At 68.9% G+C, this 15,831-nt stretch carries 14 protein-coding genes; 10 read left to right on the top strand and 4 right to left on the bottom strand.

The window, feature by feature from the left end:
* Nucleotides 1-50 precede the first annotated feature (50 nt).
* The 8 genes from AC0IYU_RS21780 to AC0IYU_RS21745 are packed head-to-tail and all read left to right on the top strand — an operon-like array spanning nucleotide 51 to nucleotide 7,975.
* Nucleotides 51-1,226 carry a CaiB/BaiF CoA transferase family protein gene (locus AC0IYU_RS21780; protein ID WP_472120959.1) on the top strand — a complete coding sequence of 392 codons (1,176 nt, stop codon included), beginning with the start codon at nucleotides 51-53 and terminating at the stop codon, nucleotides 1,224-1,226.
* Nucleotides 1,223-1,723, top strand: a complete 501-nt coding sequence (locus tag AC0IYU_RS21775) for a MaoC family dehydratase (protein ID WP_472120956.1) — start codon at nucleotides 1,223-1,225, stop codon at nucleotides 1,721-1,723. Before AC0IYU_RS21780 ends, AC0IYU_RS21775 begins: the two co-directional genes overlap by 4 nt.
* Before the next feature lie 37 nt (nucleotides 1,724-1,760).
* Entirely contained in the window at nucleotides 1,761-2,756 is a 996-nt protein-coding gene (locus AC0IYU_RS21770; RefSeq protein WP_472120954.1) for a Bug family tripartite tricarboxylate transporter substrate binding protein, read from the top strand.
* 11 nt (nucleotides 2,757-2,767) lie between these two features.
* Nucleotides 2,768-3,748 carry a Bug family tripartite tricarboxylate transporter substrate binding protein gene (locus tag AC0IYU_RS21765; RefSeq protein ID WP_472120951.1) on the top strand — a complete coding sequence of 327 codons (981 nt, stop codon included), beginning with the start codon at nucleotides 2,768-2,770 and terminating at the stop codon, nucleotides 3,746-3,748.
* Between the two features lie 10 nt (nucleotides 3,749-3,758).
* Nucleotides 3,759-5,006: a CaiB/BaiF CoA transferase family protein gene (locus AC0IYU_RS21760; RefSeq protein WP_472120948.1), complete on the top strand. Its 1,248-nt coding sequence runs from the start codon at nucleotides 3,759-3,761 to the stop codon at nucleotides 5,004-5,006.
* On the top strand, nucleotides 5,003-6,160 hold the full coding sequence (locus tag AC0IYU_RS21755) for an acyl-CoA dehydrogenase family protein (protein ID WP_472120946.1): 1,158 nt from the start codon (nucleotides 5,003-5,005) through the stop codon (nucleotides 6,158-6,160). The genes AC0IYU_RS21760 and AC0IYU_RS21755 overlap by 4 nt, the downstream gene beginning before the upstream one ends.
* Nucleotides 6,161-6,180: 20 nt before the next feature.
* Nucleotides 6,181-7,164 carry an acyl-CoA dehydrogenase family protein gene (locus AC0IYU_RS21750; RefSeq protein WP_472120944.1) on the top strand — a complete coding sequence of 328 codons (984 nt, stop codon included), beginning with the start codon at nucleotides 6,181-6,183 and terminating at the stop codon, nucleotides 7,162-7,164.
* A gap of 13 nt (nucleotides 7,165-7,177) precedes the next feature.
* Nucleotides 7,178-7,975 carry a crotonase/enoyl-CoA hydratase family protein gene (locus AC0IYU_RS21745; RefSeq protein WP_472120942.1) on the top strand — a complete coding sequence of 266 codons (798 nt, stop codon included), beginning with the start codon at nucleotides 7,178-7,180 and terminating at the stop codon, nucleotides 7,973-7,975.
* A 49-nt stretch (nucleotides 7,976-8,024) separates the two neighbouring features.
* Here the strand turns inward: AC0IYU_RS21745 and katG are convergent, their stop codons facing one another.
* Nucleotides 8,025-10,283: a catalase/peroxidase HPI gene (gene katG / locus AC0IYU_RS21740; protein WP_472120939.1), complete on the bottom strand. Its 2,259-nt coding sequence runs from the start codon at nucleotides 10,281-10,283 to the stop codon at nucleotides 8,025-8,027.
* A gap of 145 nt (nucleotides 10,284-10,428) precedes the next feature.
* Between katG and AC0IYU_RS21735 the strand changes: the two genes are divergently transcribed.
* Both AC0IYU_RS21735 and AC0IYU_RS21730 read left to right on the top strand, forming a co-directional pair.
* The gene (locus tag AC0IYU_RS21735) at nucleotides 10,429-11,175 is read left to right on the top strand and encodes a hypothetical protein (protein ID WP_472120936.1); all 747 of its coding nucleotides are present in this window, start codon (nucleotides 10,429-10,431) and stop codon (nucleotides 11,173-11,175) included.
* A gap of 49 nt (nucleotides 11,176-11,224) precedes the next feature.
* The gene (locus tag AC0IYU_RS21730) at nucleotides 11,225-12,142 is read left to right on the top strand and encodes a protein NO VEIN domain-containing protein (RefSeq protein WP_472120934.1); all 918 of its coding nucleotides are present in this window, start codon (nucleotides 11,225-11,227) and stop codon (nucleotides 12,140-12,142) included.
* A gap of 84 nt (nucleotides 12,143-12,226) precedes the next feature.
* Here the strand turns inward: AC0IYU_RS21730 and AC0IYU_RS21725 are convergent, their stop codons facing one another.
* From AC0IYU_RS21725 to AC0IYU_RS21715, 3 genes are all read right to left on the bottom strand, one after another.
* Nucleotides 12,227-13,543 (bottom strand): sulfatase family protein, encoded by a 1,317-nt coding sequence (locus tag AC0IYU_RS21725; protein WP_435484311.1) that lies wholly within the window; start codon nucleotides 13,541-13,543, stop codon nucleotides 12,227-12,229.
* 22 nt (nucleotides 13,544-13,565) lie between these two features.
* Nucleotides 13,566-14,573, bottom strand: a complete 1,008-nt coding sequence (locus tag AC0IYU_RS21720; protein WP_472120931.1) for a Bug family tripartite tricarboxylate transporter substrate binding protein — start codon at nucleotides 14,571-14,573, stop codon at nucleotides 13,566-13,568.
* A 135-nt stretch (nucleotides 14,574-14,708) separates the two neighbouring features.
* On the bottom strand, nucleotides 14,709-15,722 hold the full coding sequence (locus AC0IYU_RS21715; protein WP_472120928.1) for a Bug family tripartite tricarboxylate transporter substrate binding protein: 1,014 nt from the start codon (nucleotides 15,720-15,722) through the stop codon (nucleotides 14,709-14,711).
* Nucleotides 15,723-15,831: the final 109 nt, after the last annotated feature.

The raw sequence follows: 15,831 nt of genomic DNA, 5'->3' as shown, positions 1-15,831 counted from the left end.
GACGGCATTGCCTGCGCTTCCCAGAATGGGCGCCAGGAGACAAACAGACGATGCTTCCCCTTCAGGGCGTGAAGGTGCTCGACCTTTCGAGCGTGGTGTTCGGACCGTTGGCGAGCCAGACGCTCGCCGACTACGGTGCCGAGGTGATCAAGATCGAGCCGCCCGAGGGCGACTCCACGCGCCACACCGGTCCGGCCACGGAGGCCGGCATGTCGGCAGTGTTCCTCGGCAGCAACCACAGCAAGAAGAGCGTGGTGCTCGACCTCAAGCGCCCCGCGGCGCGCGATGCGCTGATGGCGCTGCTGGCCGGCGCGGACGTGTTCATGCACAGCATGCGCCCGCAGAAGCTGGCGGCGCTGGGCATCGCGCCCGAGACGCTCACGGCGCGCTTTCCGCGGCTGGTGTATGCCGGCCTGCACGGCTTTGCGCAGGGCGGGCCTTATGCGGGGCGGCCGGCCTACGACGACGTGATCCAGGGCATGTCGGGCCTGTCCGCGCTCATGGAACAGCAAGGCGGCGAGGCGCGCTACCTGCCCACCATCGCGGCCGACAAGACCTGCGCGCTCGTCGGTGCGCAGGCCATCCTCGCGGCGCTGTTCCAGCGCGAGCGCACGGGGCGCGGCTGCTTCGTGGAGATACCGATGTTCGAGACCATGGTGGCCTTCAACCTCGTGGAGCACATGTACGGGCGGCACTTCGAGCCGCCGCTCGCGCCGGCCGGCTACCCGCGCGTGCTCACGCCGTGGCGGCGTCCGTGGCGCACGGCCGACGGGCACATCTGCATGATGCCGTACACCTCCCAGCACTGGCAGCGCTTCTTCACCGAGGTGGGCGAGCCCGCCATGGCGGGGGATCCGCGCTTCGCCGACATGGCGGCGCGCACGCGGCACATCGGCGAACTGCTCGAACTGGCCGGGCGCTTCGTGGCGAGCGGCACCACCGCCCACTGGCTCGCCACCTGCGAGCGGCTGGAGATTCCGGCCGCCCCCATCAGCCGGCTCGACGACCTGCCCGGCGACCCGCACCTGGTGGCGACCGGCTTCTTCACCGAACTCGAAGACGCCCGCATGGGCGCGATGCGCTTCCCCGGCGTACCCGTGAAGTTCGACGGCGTGCGGCCCCCCGTGCGCATGCCGCCGCGCCTGGGCGAGCACACCCGCGAAAGCCTTGCCGCGGCCGGCTGGTCCGGCGCACAGATCGACAGCCTCATGGAGACCCCGCGATGACCGACTTGCCCCAGTTCTCACCCGAACACCGCGCGTTGCCCCGCCTGGGCCAGGGCTTCGTCTGGCAGGACCTCGCGCTCGGCCAGCGCCTGCGCACCTTCCGCCGCACCGTGACCGAAACCGACCTCGTCAACTTCATCGGGGTGACCGGCATGCTGGAGGCGATCTTCATCGACGCCGCGTACGAAGGCAGCGCCATCGCCGGCCGCCCGGTGCCGGCCGCGCTCACCTACACGCTGGTCGAGGGCTTCATCCTGCAGACCATGATCCAGGGCACGGGCCTGGCGATGCTGGAGCTGGTGCAGAAGATCCATGCGCCCGTGCTCGTGGGCGACAGCATCGAGGCCGTCGTCGAAGTGACCGGCATCCGCCCGACGTCGAAGGGTGGCCGCGCCATCGTCGATTCGCGCATCGAGGTCTTCAACCAGCACGGCCGCTGCGTCATGCACTACGACGCGCGGCGCCTGCTCGCGGGCCGCACGGCCGACGCGCACTGATTTCGAACGACAGACAACCACAACGGAGACAAAAGACATGCATGCATCCCGCTTCCTCGCACGCCGCTCGCTCGCGCTCGCCACGGCCGCCGCGCTGCTCGGCCTGGCCGCCCCGGGCGCCTTCGCGCAGGGCGCCGCCTACCCGTCCAAGCCCATCACCATGATCGTGCCGTTCCCGCCGGGCGGGCCGACCGACCTGGTCGCGCGCGTGCTCGCGCAGAAGCTCGGCGAGCAGATGGGGCAGACCGTGCTGGTGGACAACCGCGGCGGCGCCAATGGCAACATCGGCGCGCAGCTGGTGGCCAAGGCCACGGCCGACGGCTACACCATCCTCTACAACACCTCGTCGATCACGCTGAGCCCTGCGCTCTACAAGAGCGTGTCGTACGACGTGCAGAAAGACTTCGCGCCCGTGGCGCTGGTGGCCGTGGTGCCGCTCGCGCTCGTCGTGCATCCGTCCATTCCGGCCAACACCGTCAAGGAGTTCGTGGCCTACGCCAAGGCGCATCCGGGCAAGCTCTCGTACGGCTCGGCGGGCAACGGCAACGTCACGCACCTGGGCGCCTTCCAGTTCGTGCAGGCCAACGGCCTGGAGGCCACGCACGTGCCCTACAAGGGCAGCGCGCCGGCCGACGTCGACCTGGTGGGCGGGCAGATCCAGTTCATGACCGACACCGTCAACTCGGTGATGAGCTTCGTGCGCGACAAGCGCATGAAGATGCTGGCCGTGACCACGGCCAAGCGCATGACCCTGTTCCCCGACGTGCCCACGCTGGCGGAGTCGGGCATGCCGGGCTTCGAGGTGGGGGCGTGGCAGGGCGTGATGGTGCCCGCGGGCACGCCGCAGGCCGTGGTCGACAAGCTCAACGCGGAGATCGTCAAGGCGCTGAAGTCGCCCGACGTGCGCGATCGCCTGGCGCTGCAGGGCGCCGAGCCGCTGGGCTCCACGCCGCAGGAGTACGGCGCCTACGTGAAGAAGGAACTGGCCCGCTGGGCCGGCGTGGTCAAGGCCACGGGCGTGACGCTCGATTGAAGGCGATGCACATGACCTTTCCTTCCAAGCTCATCGCCCCCTTGCTGTCGCTGGCGGCCGTGTTCGGCGCGGGCCCCATAGCGGCGCAGACGACCGCGGACTTTCCGTCGAAGCCGATCAAGTTCGTCGTGCCCTTCCCGCCCGGCAGCGGCACCGACACCTCGGCGCGCTACTTCAGCCGCAAGCTCACCGAACTCACCGGCCAGCCGGTGGTGGTCGAGAACAAGCCCGGCGCCAACGGCTTCATCGCGGTGAAGGCGGTGCTCTCGGCGCCGGCCGACGGCTACACCGTGTTCGTCGGCAGCAACTCGACGCTGGCGGTGAACGTGGCGCTGTTCAAGTCGCTGCCCTACGACCCGGTGGCCGACCTGGCGCCGCTCACCATGATGATGCGTTCGCCCGCGCTCGTGGTGGTGCCCGGCAACTCCGAATACAAGACGCTGGCCGAGCTGATCGCGGGCGCCAAGGCCAAGCCCGGCGTGCTGAACTACGGCGCAGGCTCGGCCGGCTACCAGCTGATGTCCGAGCTCTTCAACGACGCAGCCAAGGTGCACACCGCCCATGTGCCCTTCAAGGGCGCGGGCGAGGCGGTCATCGCGGTGGTGTCGGGCACGGTGAACATGGCCTTCGCCGAGATCACCAGCGTGCAGGAGCTGGCCAGGTCGGGCAAGGTGCATGCGCTGGCCGTGGCGGCCGACAAGCGCATTCCCGCGTTGCCTTCGGTGCCCACGGCCAGCGAGGCCGGCCTGCCGGGCTTCGCGGCCTACACCTGGGTCGGCGCGATGGTTTCTTCGAAGACGCCCAAGGCCGAGACCGACAAGCTGGCAGCCTTGCTCACGAAGATCGAAACCATGCCCGAGACCCGCGAGTTCTACGAACGCATCGGCGCCGAGGTGATGCGCGGCGGGCCCGAGGAAATGCGCGCCTTCCAGGGCGCGGAAATCCAGCTGTGGAAGCGCATCGCGGTTAAGGCCAATGTCGAGCAGCAGTAAGGCAACCGCCATGAATAACCCGCCCGCACAGGCTTCGGCAGGCGCGCTGTCGCACCTCCGCGTGCTCGACCTGTCGCGCGTGCTGGCCGGGCCCTGGGCCAGCCAGACGCTGGGCGACCTGGGCGCGGAGGTCATCAAGATCGAGCGCCCCGGGCGCGGCGACGACACGCGCCTGTGGGGCCCGCCCTTCCTGAAAGACCGCGAGGGCGAAGACACGCGCGACTCGGCCTACTACCTCTGCGCCAACCGCAACAAGAAGTCGGTCGCCATCGACTTCACCACCGCGGCGGGCCAGGCGCTGGTGCGCGAGATGGCCAAGCGCTGCGACGTGGTCATCGAGAACTTCAAGGTGGGCAGCCTCGCGCAGTACGGGCTCGACCACGCGTCGCTGCATGCCGTCAACCCGCGGCTGGTGTATTGCTCGATCACCGGCTTCGGCCACACGGGCCCGTATGCGGAGCGCGCGGGCTACGACTTCCTCATGCAGGGCATGGGCGGGCTCATGAGCATCACCGGACGCGCCGACGGGGAAGAGGGCGCGGGCCCGATGAAAGTGGGCGTGGCGCTCACCGACATCCTCACGGGGCTCTATGCGAGCACCGCCATCCTGGCCGCGCTGCAGTCGCGCGACCTCACGGGCGTGGGGCAGCACATCGACCTGGCGCTGCTCGACGTGCAGGTCGCCTGCCTTGCCAACCAGGGCATGAACCATCTGTATGGCGGCTCCCCCAGGCGCATGGGCAACGCGCACCCGAACACCGTGCCGTACCAGGACTTTCCGACGCAGGACGGCTTCATGATCCTGGCCATCGGCAACGACGGGCAGTTCGGCAACTTCTGCCGCGCGGTCGGGCATGCGGAGTGGGCCGACGATGCGCGCTTCAGGACCAATGCCGACCGCATCGCCCATCGCACGGTGCTGATCGTGCTGATGCGCGAGCTCACCGTCACGCGCGGCACCGCCGAGTGGATCGCGCTGTTCGAGCAGGTGGGCGTGCCCTGCGGCCCCATCAACACCATCGCCGACGTGTTCGATGACCCGCAGGTGAAGGCGCGCGGCACGCAGATCCGCATGACGCATCCGGTGGCCGGCGAGATTCCGCTGGTGGCCAGCCCGCTGCGCATGTCGCAGACGCCGGTGCAGTACCGCCGCGCGCCGCCGCTGCTGGGCCAGGACACGCGCGACGTGCTGGCCGACGTGATGGGCATGGCGCCGGAGGCGATTGCCGATTTGATGAAACAAGGAGTAGTCGCATGAGCGCGCTGACCTCGCTGTCGATGACAGCGATCCCGCCCGAGGACGAGGCGCTGCGCGCGCCCGTGCGGGCCTTTCTTTCCGACGCGCTGGCCAGCGTGCCCGCGCACATCCGCGCCAAGTCGTGGTCGGGCTACGACAGCGCCTTCAGCCGCGAACTCGGCAAGCGCGGCTGGCTCGGCATCACGCTGCCCAAGGAATACGGTGGCGGCGGCCGCAGCGCCTTCGCGCGCTACGTGCTGGTCGAGGAGTTCCTGAACTTCGGCGCGCCTGTCGGCTCGCACTGGATCGCCGACCGCCAGAGCGGCCCGCTCATCCTGAAGTACGGCACCGAGGCGCAGAAGCGCTTCTACCTGCCGCCGATCTGCCGCGGCGAGTCGTTCTTCTGCATCGGCATGAGCGAGCCCGATGCCGGCTCCGACCTGGCCAGCGTGCGCACCCGTGCCGTGCGCACGGACCAGGGCTTCACGCTCAACGGCCAGAAGATCTGGACCACCAACGCGCACCACTGCCAGTACATGATCGCGCTGGTGCGCACCTCGGGCGACGCGCAGGACCGGCAGAAGGGCCTGTCGCAGGTCATCGTCGACCTGGGCCTGCCGGGCGTCACGGTGCGGCCCATCACCGACCTGTCGGGCGATTCGCATTTCTGCGAGGTGTTCTTCGACAACGTGGCGCTCGCACCCGACGCGCTCATCGGCGAGGAGGGCAGGGGCTGGGAACAGGTGACGGCCGAGCTGGCCTTCGAGCGCAGCGGGCCCGAGCGGCTGTTCTCCAGCATCGTGCTGTTCGACGAGTGGCTGGCCTTCGTGCGCACCGAAGCCGGCCGCACCCCGGCATCGATGCGGCTGGCCGGCAAGATACTGAGCCAGCTCGCGCCGCTGCGCGCCATGTCGCTCGCCGTCACCGAGAAGGTGGCGCAGGGAGGCAGCCCCATCGTCGAGGCTGCGCTCGTCAAGGACCTGGGCACGGGCGTGGAGCAGCTCATTCCCGCCGCCATTGCCGACGACCTGTATGCCCGCGACGGGCAGGACATTCCGCTCGAACTGCTGCGCACGCTCGACTACGTGACGCAGGTGGCGCCGTCGTTCTCGCTGCGCGGCGGCACGCGCGACATCCTGCGCGGAATGATCGCGCGCGGCCTCGGCCTGCGTTGACACCACAAGGACAACCCACGATGGACGACATCTACATCGACGCCCTGCGCGGCGTACTCACCGACCGCTGCACGCTGCAGGCCGTGCGCGACATCGAAGGCGGGCAATCGGCCGAAGCGCTGTGGGAGGCCATCGAGGAATCGGGCTTCGCCGATGCGCTGCTGCCCGAGGCCGAAGGCGGCGCGGGCCTCTCGCTGGCCGAGGCCTTTCCGCTGCTCGAACTCTGCGGCGCCTTCGTGGTGCCCGTGCCGCTGGCCGAGACCATGGTGGCGCGCTCGCTGCTCGCGCAGGCGGGCGTGGCGCGGCCCGGCGGCAGCATCGCGTTGGCGCAGGGCCGCCTGCAGGGCGACGGCACGCTGGTGTGCGAGCGCGTGAGCTTCGGCCGCGTGGCCGACTGGGTGCTGGTGGGGCTGGGCAAGACCTGTCTGCTGCTGCCGGTGGATGCGGCAGCGTCGGCGGCCGCCGTCGCGCCGCTGGACGCCACGCTGTCGTGGCCGGCCCCCGCGCAGTCCGCCGCGCTGCCGGTGCCGGGTGTGGCCGACGTGCGCGTGCCGCTGGCCTGCGTGCTCGCCGCGCAGCTCGCCGGCGCACTGATGAGCGTGTTCACGCGCACGCTGCAGTACGCCAACGACCGCCACCAGTTCGGCCGGCCCATCGGCAAGTTCCAGGCCATCCAGCACCAGCTGGGCGTGATCTCCGAGCACGCCTTCGCGGCCCGCATGGCCGCGCAGATGGGCTGCAGCACCGACCGCCTGCGCGTGGCCATCGCCAAGGCGCGCACCAGCGAGGCCGCGCTGGAAGTGGCGGCGCTGAGCCACTCCATCCACGGCGCCATCGGCTTCACCGAGGAGTTCGACCTGCAGCTGTACACGCGCCGCCTGCACGCCTGGCGCCAGGCCGGCGGCTCCGAGTCTTGTTGGCACGACGTGGTCGGCCGCGCGCTGGTGGACCAGCGCCAGGGCCTTGCGCTCGACCTCGTGCGCGCCACCACCGACCTTGTTTGAAAAGAGAACCCCCATGACGACCTTCCTGAAGTCCGAGCGCGACGGCGCCATCCTCACGCTGACCATGAGCCAGCCCGAAACGCGCAACGCGCTCACGGGCAACACCGCGGTCGACGAGATCGTGCAGGCCTGCGCGCAAGTGACGCTGGACCGCAGCATCCGCGTGGTCGTGCTCACCGGCGCCGGCCCCGTGTTCAGCTCGGGCGGCAACGTGAAGGACATGCAGCGCTATGAAAAGGAAGGCCTCTCGCCCGAGGTCGTCCGCGAGGAGTACCGCAACGGCATCCAGCGCCTGCCCAAGGCGCTCTACAACCTCGACGTGCCCGTGATCGCCGCGGTGAACGGCGCCGCCATTGGCGCAGGCATGGACCTGACCTGCATGTGCGACATCCGCATTGCGTCGGACAAGGCGACCTTCGCCGAGAGCTTCGTCAAGGTCGGCATCGTGCCGGGCGACGGCGGCGCGTGGCTGCTGCCGCGCGTGGTGGGCATGTCGAAGGCGTCGGAAATGGCGTTCACCGGCGACCTTCTCACGGCGCAGGAGGCCCTGGCCTGCGGCCTGGTGTCGCGCGTGGTGCCGCATGAGCAGCTGATGGAAGAAAGCCTGAAGCTCGCCGCGCGCATCGCCGCCAACCCGGGCGGCGTGCTGCGCATGACCAAGCGGCTGCTGCGCGAAGGGGAGCGCAGCACGCTCGAATCGCTGCTCGAGATGTCCGCGGGCTACCAGGCCATTGCGCACATGACCGGCGACCACCGCGAGGCGGTGCGCGCCTTCGTGGAAAAGCGCAAGCCGGTGTTCGGCAACGAATGAGGGGGCGCCGGCCGCGCGCGCACGAAGCGGTGCGGCCGGCGCTGCGCGGTCAGGCGATGTCGAACCGGTCGAGGTTCATCACCTTGGTCCACGCCGCCACGAAGTCGGCAACGAACTTGTCCTGCGAATCGGCGCTGCCGTAGATCTCGGCGATGGCGCGCAGCTGCGCGTTCGAGCCGAAGACCAGGTCGGCGCGCGTGCCTGTCCACTTGAGTTCGCCCGACTTGCGGTCGCGCCCTTCGTACTGCTCGTTGCCGCCCGAGGCAGCCTTCCACTCCGTGCCCATGTCGAGCAGGTTCACGAAGAAGTCGTTGCTCAGCGTGCCCGGCTTGCTGGTGAACACGCCGTGCTTGCTCTGGCCGACATTGGCATCGAGCACGCGCAGGCCGCCGACCAGCACCGTCATTTCAGGCGCCGTGAGCGTGAGCAGTTGTGCCCGGTCGACCAGCAGCACTTCGGCCGGCACGCTGAAGCGCGCCTTCGTGTAGTTGCGAAAGCCGTCCGCGGCAGGCTCCAGCGGCGCGAAGGAGGGCACATCGGTCTGCGCTTGCGAGGCGTCCGCACGGCCCGGCGTGAACGGGACCTTGACCTCGCGGCCCGCGTTGCGCGCGGCCTGCTCCACACCGGCACCACCGGCCAGCACGATCAGGTCGGCCAGGGAGATCTGCTTGCCGCCGGATTGCGCCGCGTTGAACTCGCTGCGAATGCCTTCCAGCACCTGCAGCACCTTGGCCAGCTGCGCCGGCTCGTTCACGGCCCAGTCCTTCTGCGGTGCCAGGCGGATGCGCGCACCGTTGGCGCCGCCGCGCTTGTCGGAGCCGCGGAAGGTCGATGCCGAAGCCCATGCGGTCGAGACCAGCTGCGCCGGCGTGAGGCCCGAGGCCAGCACCTTCTGGCCCAGCGCCGCAACGTCCTGCGCATCGACCAGTGCATGGTCGACCGCGGGAATCGGGTCTTGCCAGATCAGTTCTTCGGCCGGCACTTCGGGGCCGAGGTAGCGCACGCGCGGCCCCATGTCGCGGTGCGTCAGCTTGAACCAGGCGCGGGCGAAGGCGTCAGCGAACTGGTCGGGGTTCTCGAGGAAGCGGCGCGAAATCTTTTCGTAGGCCGGGTCGATGCGCAGCGACAGGTCGGTCGTGAGCATGGTCGGCGCGTGGCGCCTGGACGGGTCATGCGCGTCCGGGATGGTGCCGGCACCGGCGCCGCCCTTGGCCACCCACTGGTGGGCGCCCGCGGGGCTCTTGGTCAGCTCCCATTCGAAGCCGAACAGGTTCTCGAAGAAGTTGTTGCTCCACTTCGTGGGCGTGGTGGTCCACGTCACTTCCAGGCCGCTGGTGATGGTGTCGCCGCCCTTGCCGGTGCCGAAGCTGTTCTTCCAGCCGAAGCCCTGGGCTTCGATGCCGGCCGCCTCGGGTTCGTGCGCCACGTTGGACGCCTCGGCCGCGCCATGGGTCTTGCCGAAGGTGTGGCCGCCGGCGATGAGCGCCACGGTTTCCTCGTCGTCCATGGCCATGCGTGCGAAGGTGTCGCGGATGTCGCGCGCCGCGGCCAGCGGGTCGGGGTTGCCGTCCGGTCCTTCGGGGTTCACGTAGATCAGGCCCATCTGCACGGCAGCCAAAGGGTTCTCGAGGTCACGCGTGTGCGGCACCTGGCTGTCGTCGTCCTTCACGAGCACGCCGCGGTCCTTGTCGACGCCGGGCGAGCCTTGTGCGTAGCGCACGTCGCCGCCGAGCCAGGTCTTCTCGCGGCCCCAGTACACGTCCTGGTCGGGTTCCCACACGTCCGCGCGGCCGCCGGCGAAGCCGAAGGTCTTGAAGCCCATGGTCTCGAGCGCGACGTTGCCCGTGAGGATCATCAGGTCGGCCCAGGAAATCTTCTTGCCGTACTTCTGCTTGATCGGCCAGAGCAGGCGGCGTGCCTTGTCCAGGCTCACGTTGTCGGGCCAGCTGTTGAGCGGTGCAAAGCGCTGCTGCCCGCGGCCGGCGCCGCCGCGGCCGTCGCCGATGCGGTAGGTGCCGGCGCTGTGCCAGGCCATGCGGATGAACAGCGGACCGTAGTGGCCGAAGTCGGCCGGCCACCAGTCCTGCGAGTCGGTCATCAGCGCGGCCAGGTCCTTTTTCACGGCGGCCAGGTCGAGGCTCTTGAACTCGGTGGCGTAGTCGAAGCTGCTGCCCATCGGGTCGGACTTGGACGAGTGCTGGTGCAGCAGGTCCACGCGCAGTTGCTGGGGCCACCAATCGCGGTTGGTGGTGCCGGCGCCTGCGGCCTGGCTGAACGGGCACTTCGCTTCGGTCTTTTCATTGCTCATGGAGGATCTCCTGGGTTGTGCTGTGGGGACCGGCAAATTCTCTGACAGATGCCGCGGTGGGGCGAATAGAACCATTTAATTCCGGTGATAGCGGGCCGGCCGTCTGGCTGTAAAAGGGAAGACTTGTTTCCCGGTGCATCCACGAATGCGAACGAACGACTTCGACACCCCGCAGCCCACGCCGCCACGGCCCACGTCCTATTTCTGGAGCGGCGACGCCCTGCGCAGCCGGGGCGTGAGCCATGTCGTGCTGTCGGGCACGCTCGATGTGCCCGAGCCGCCCGCGCGCCTGGTGGCGGATTGGGAGCGGGACATCGCATCGACGCTGGCCCTGGATCCCGGCGACGTCGAGACGCTGCCGCTGGCCAGGGCGCGCATGCGCTGGCCGGACTACAGGCACTGCGTGCAGGCCGCGGCCGACTGGACGCGCGCGCTGGGCCTGCCCGAGGTGCTGGCCGCCAGCGACGTCGCCCTCATGGCCTGCCGCGGCGCGCGCTATCACCACGACGGCGAGCAATACGGCGGCGCGGCCTTCTGCAATCTCTTCCTGAGCGAGGACAAGGGCCTCGACCTGCATTTCCCCGGTGCGGGCCTTCGCATTCCCCTGACCCGGGGCACCGCCGTGGTGTTCGACACCGGCCAGCCCCATGCCGTGATCCGGCGCGGCGCCGGCGGCTTCGATGCGGCCGATTTCGCGCCCGGCCACGATTGCACCCTGGTGTTCCTGACCTGGGAGCTTCCCCTGGAAGACGGCCCCGTGGGCCGCGCACTCCAGGTCACTTTCGACACCGACCCCGCCACCGCGCTGCAACTGGCCGAGGAGCAGGTCTGGCTGGACGGCGCCCGGGCCGTGGTGTGCCCCGAATCAGGCGTGTGGCGCCGCGCCGACTGACGGATGTCATACTCCCCAGCCCCCCAACAACTAGCCAGAAGCCCGCTGAATGGAAAACGAAGTCGATCCCCAGGTACTCGCTGTCATCAATGAAAAGCGATTGTCCGGACCACGGCTCACCCCCGTCGAAATCGTTGCCAAGATGGGTGTGTTCGACGCCCGCGAAAAGCCGTTCGACCACGCCTGGCTCGCCACGGGCGACAACGTCATCGCCACCATCTGGGCCGAGTGGGTGAGCGTGGGCGCCGGCGGACGCTGGTTCTGCCTCGAGCCGCTCGACGTGCAGCGCCGTGCCGACGGCGGCGCACGCAGCGCCCACCAGGTCCAGCGCGCCAAGGACCGCCTGTCGTTGCTCAAGCGCACCTGGGACGCAGGCACCGGTTTTCGCGCCGTGGTGCAGACCAACCGCATCGCCATCGTCGAGCTCGAGAGCAACAAGGACGCCAAGGTGTCCACGCGCGTGCGCGACGACGACGAATGGCACGTGGCCAGCTGGGAACTCGACGACAAGCTGGCCGTGCTCGTGCGCGGCCCGCGCGGCTGGGTTCCGACCGACGACGAAATCAAGGCCGCCAAGGCGCGCAGCAATGTGCCGGAGCCGGAAGTCCTGGCCCCCGTGGTCGCCAGCCAGGCCTCGCAGGAAGAAATCCTGGCTGCCGCGCTCGCTTTTGTCACGCGCCATTTCAAGGGCTACGGCTACAAGGCCGAGAACGTGAGCGAGCAGAACCTCGGCTACGACCTCGAAGTGTCGAACTCCAAGGGCGCAACGCTCCTCAGGGTCGCGGTGAAGGGCACCGGCTCGGGCGTGTCGAGCTTCCAGCTCACCGCCGAAGAGCGCACCAGCCTGGCCCGCGAGCCGCTGTGGCGCCTGATCGTGGTGCTGGACGCCATCGGCCCGACGGCGCAGCACAAGATCTTCAAGGCCTCCGAGATCAGCTCGGCGCCGGGGTACGACCCGCTGGGTTGAACGCCCTCAGCCTTCGATAGAGCACATCGCCCCGTCTTGCGGGGCGATGTCGCTTGTGCCGAGGCCTCTGGAGGGAGCGCCGCCTCACCGCTGCGGCATATCCTTCACCGAATACCCCAGGCTGACCGTCGCATCCTCCGGAATCGCCGGCATCGTCGCATTCCAGGCTGCCCAATCTGCCCGCATCGCGGCGAGCCTTTCGGGCTCCTTCTTGGCCAGGTTCGCGCGCTCCCGCTCGTCGGATGGAATGTTGAACAGGTATTCGTTCCCGTCCACCTTCAGGTACTTCCAGTCCCCATCGCGCAGGGCTTCCTGTCCGCGATGGTTCATGCGCCAGTGCAGCGGCCGGCGAAAGCTCTTCGTCGCGTCCTTGAGCACAGGCATCAACGACACGCCGTCCAGCGGATAGGCCGGATCGGCCGACACGCCGGCCGCGTCGAGCATCGTCGCGGACCAGTCCATCGTCATGCACAGCTGCGTGCTCTCGCCGCCCTTGCCGATCACGGCGGGCCAATGCGCGATCCATGGCACACGGATGCCGCCTTCGGTCAGGTCCATCTTGCCGCCCACCAGCGGCCAGTTGTCCGAGAAGCGTTCGCCGCCGTTGTCGCTGGTGAACACCACCAGCGTGTTTTCCGCCATGCCGTGCTTTTCCAGCGCGGCCATGATCCAGCCGATGCCTTCGTCCATGTGATGGATCATGCGGCGGTACACGTGGATGTTGCCGCCGGCCAGGTCGAACAGGTTGTCCTTGATGGTCGGCGCCTTCTCGGCGTCGTCGCGCGTTTCCCACGGCCAGTGCGGTGCGGTGTAGTGCAGGCTCAAAAAGAACGGCGCATCTTGCGCGGCCATGCGCTCGACGTAGTCGACCGCGCGCTTCGAAAGGATGTCGGTGAGGTAGCCGTCTTCCTTCTTGTCTTCCTCGCCGAACCACAGGTCGTGGCGGCCGGTGGAATCGCAGTGGGTGAAGTAGTCGACGCCGCCCGACATGGGCCCGAAGAACTCGTCGTAGCCCGAGCGCAGCGGCCCGAAGGTGGGCGGGTAGCCCAGGTGCCATTTGCCGATGAGCGCGGTCTGATAGCCGCTGGCCTTCAGCAGCGACGGCAGCGTGGGGTGGTCGGTCGGCAGGCCCAGCGTGGTGCTGCCGCGGCTCTTGCTGTTGATGGGCTCCTCGGCCGCACCGCGCAGGCGATATTGGTAGCGCGCGGTGATCATGCCGAAGCGCGTGGGCGAGCACACGGGCGAGTTCGCATAGCCCTGCGTGAGCTTCAGCCCGTTGGCCGCCAGGCCGTCGAGCACGGGCGACACGGGGCCGAACGCGGCGTCGCGCCCGCCGTAGCAGCCCAGGTCGGCGTAGCCGAGGTCGTCGGCAACGATGAAGATGATGTTGGGTCGGGTCATGTCTCTTGGATGTTGTGGGGGCTCAGGGCTGGTAGCCGGACTTCTGCACCACGGGCGCCCATTGCGCCTTGTAGGCCTTGAGCATCGCGGCGGTCTGCGCCTGGGTGCTGACCACCGGCGTCATGCCGGAGTCCTTGAACTTGCGTTGCGTGTCCGCGTCCTGCATAACTTCGCGGATGGCCGTGGCCAGCTGCTCGACCTTGGCCTTGGGCATGCTGGTCGGCGCGAAGAAGGTGTTCCAGCCGGTGGCGGACAGGTCCAGGCCGGCCTCCTTGAAGGTGGGAATGTTCGGTGCGAACGGCGAGCGCTTGGCGCCCGACAGCGCCAGGATGCGCAGCTTGCCCGCCGCATGCTGCGGCAGCACCACGTCCTCGGTGTCCACCGCAATGGGCACCTGGCCGCCGATCAGGTCGTTCAGCAGCGGGGCGGAGCCGCGGTAGCCGATCACCTGCGTCTGCACCTTGGCCTTTTCGCCCACCATCAGGCCGAAGAAGTGCGGCAGGCTGCCGGTGGCGGGCACGCCCACGTTGGCCTGCGCCGGGTTGGCGCGCATCCAGGCGAGCAGGTGGCTCAGTTCGCGCACGGGCAAGGTGGGCGACACGGCCAGCGCGAAGTCGTAGTCGTTGACGTGCGACACGGGCACGAAGTCGCGCTCGGCGTCGTAGTTGTTGTCCTTGAAGACCAGCGGCGCCACCACCATCACGGCGGGGTTGGCCAGCATCAGCACGTTCTGGTTGGCGGGCGTGATCTTCACCTGCTGCGCCGCCAGGCGCCCGCCTGCGCCGGGCTTGTTGTCGACGACCACTGGCACGCCCAGCTTGGCCGAGAGCTTGTCGCCCACGATGCGCGCCACGCGGTCGGTGGCGCCGCCCGGGGCGTAGCCGACCACGAGGTGCAGCGGGGTGTCGAGCTTGGCCTGGGCGGCGGCGCCGGTGGCGAAAGCCGCCGTGGCGGCGGCGATGGCCAGCAGGCCGACCAGGCGGCGCGTCACGCGCGGGGTGGACAGGGAGGAGGGCGGGTTCGTCAGCATGATGGGCAGGTCCTGGTCTTCGTCGTTCGGGCGGTGGCCGGTGGGTGTGGCCGCGAGGTCCGCGGTTGCGGACGATTCTGAAGACGCGGCATCTGATTGTTCAAATCAACCATCGCCCGTGTTAACCCGAAGGTGTCAATCGACCTTCATGCCTGTTGCTTTCACGATGCGCCCGTAGCGCGCCTGGTTCGCGGCCAGGTGCTCGCTGGCGGCGTTGCCGGTCTCGGCCAGCGCCACCATGTCGAGCGAGGCGAGGCGCGACTTGAGCTCGGGCAGGGCCATGGCTTTCTGCAGTGACTGGCGCAGCGTCTGCATCACCGGCTCGGGCGTGGCCGCGGGCACCATGGCGATGTAGAGCACCTCGAACTCCAGGTCCTTCAGGCCCAGTTCGCCCACCGTGGGAACCTGCGGCAGCAGCGGCGAGCGCTGCTTGCCGGTGACGGCCAGGGCGCGCAGCTTGCCCGACTGCACCTGCGGCAGCAGGCCCGGCGTGGCCAGGATGCCGGCCTGCACCTCGTTGCCCATGAGCGCCAGCACGGCCGGCGCGTTGCCCTTGTAGGGCACGTGCGTGATCTTCGCGCCCGTCTCGGTGGCGAAGATTTCTGCGGCAATGTGCCCCGGGCTGCCGTTGCCGGCGGAGCTGAAGGTGGCGGGCTCGGCCTTGGCCTGGGCGATGAACTCGGGCAGCGTCTTCGCCTTCACGCCGGAGCCCACGCCGAAGCTCAGGCCCGAGGAGCTGAAGATCATCAGCGGCTTCAGGTCCTTCGCGGTGAAGGGCATGGACGCGTACAGGTGCGGGTTGATGGTGAAGGTGCTGTCGATGCCCAGCAGCACTGTGTAGCCGTCGGCCGGGCTCTTGGCGACCAGGTCGGCGCCGATGTTGCCGCCCGCGCCGGGGCGGTTGTCGACGATGAAGGGCTGCTTCAGGTCCTTTTGCAGCGCATCGGCCAGCGCGCGGGCCAGGATGTCGATGGGCCCGCCCGCGGGAAAGTTGCTGAGGAACTTCACCGCCTTGGTGGGGTAGGGCGCATCGGCCGCGACGGCGGCGTTGCCAAGGGACAGCGCGGCGCAGGCCGTGAGGCCCGCAAGGGCCGCGATGGCGATTCGGCGGCGCGCGCCGCCGGAAGCGTTCTGCAGACGGTGGGTCATGTGTCTCTCTTTGTCTTTCTGTGGCTCTGGACCGAAGGCAACTCTAGAAGGGCGGCCTTCGCTTCACAACTGAAAGCTCATCCGCCAGGTATTCCCTGTCGTTATATTT

Source organism: Variovorax sp. AC103, from assembly GCF_979254005.1.
Note: the sequence above shows the minus strand (reverse complement) of the source record. Positions and strands in the feature narration are given on the sequence as shown.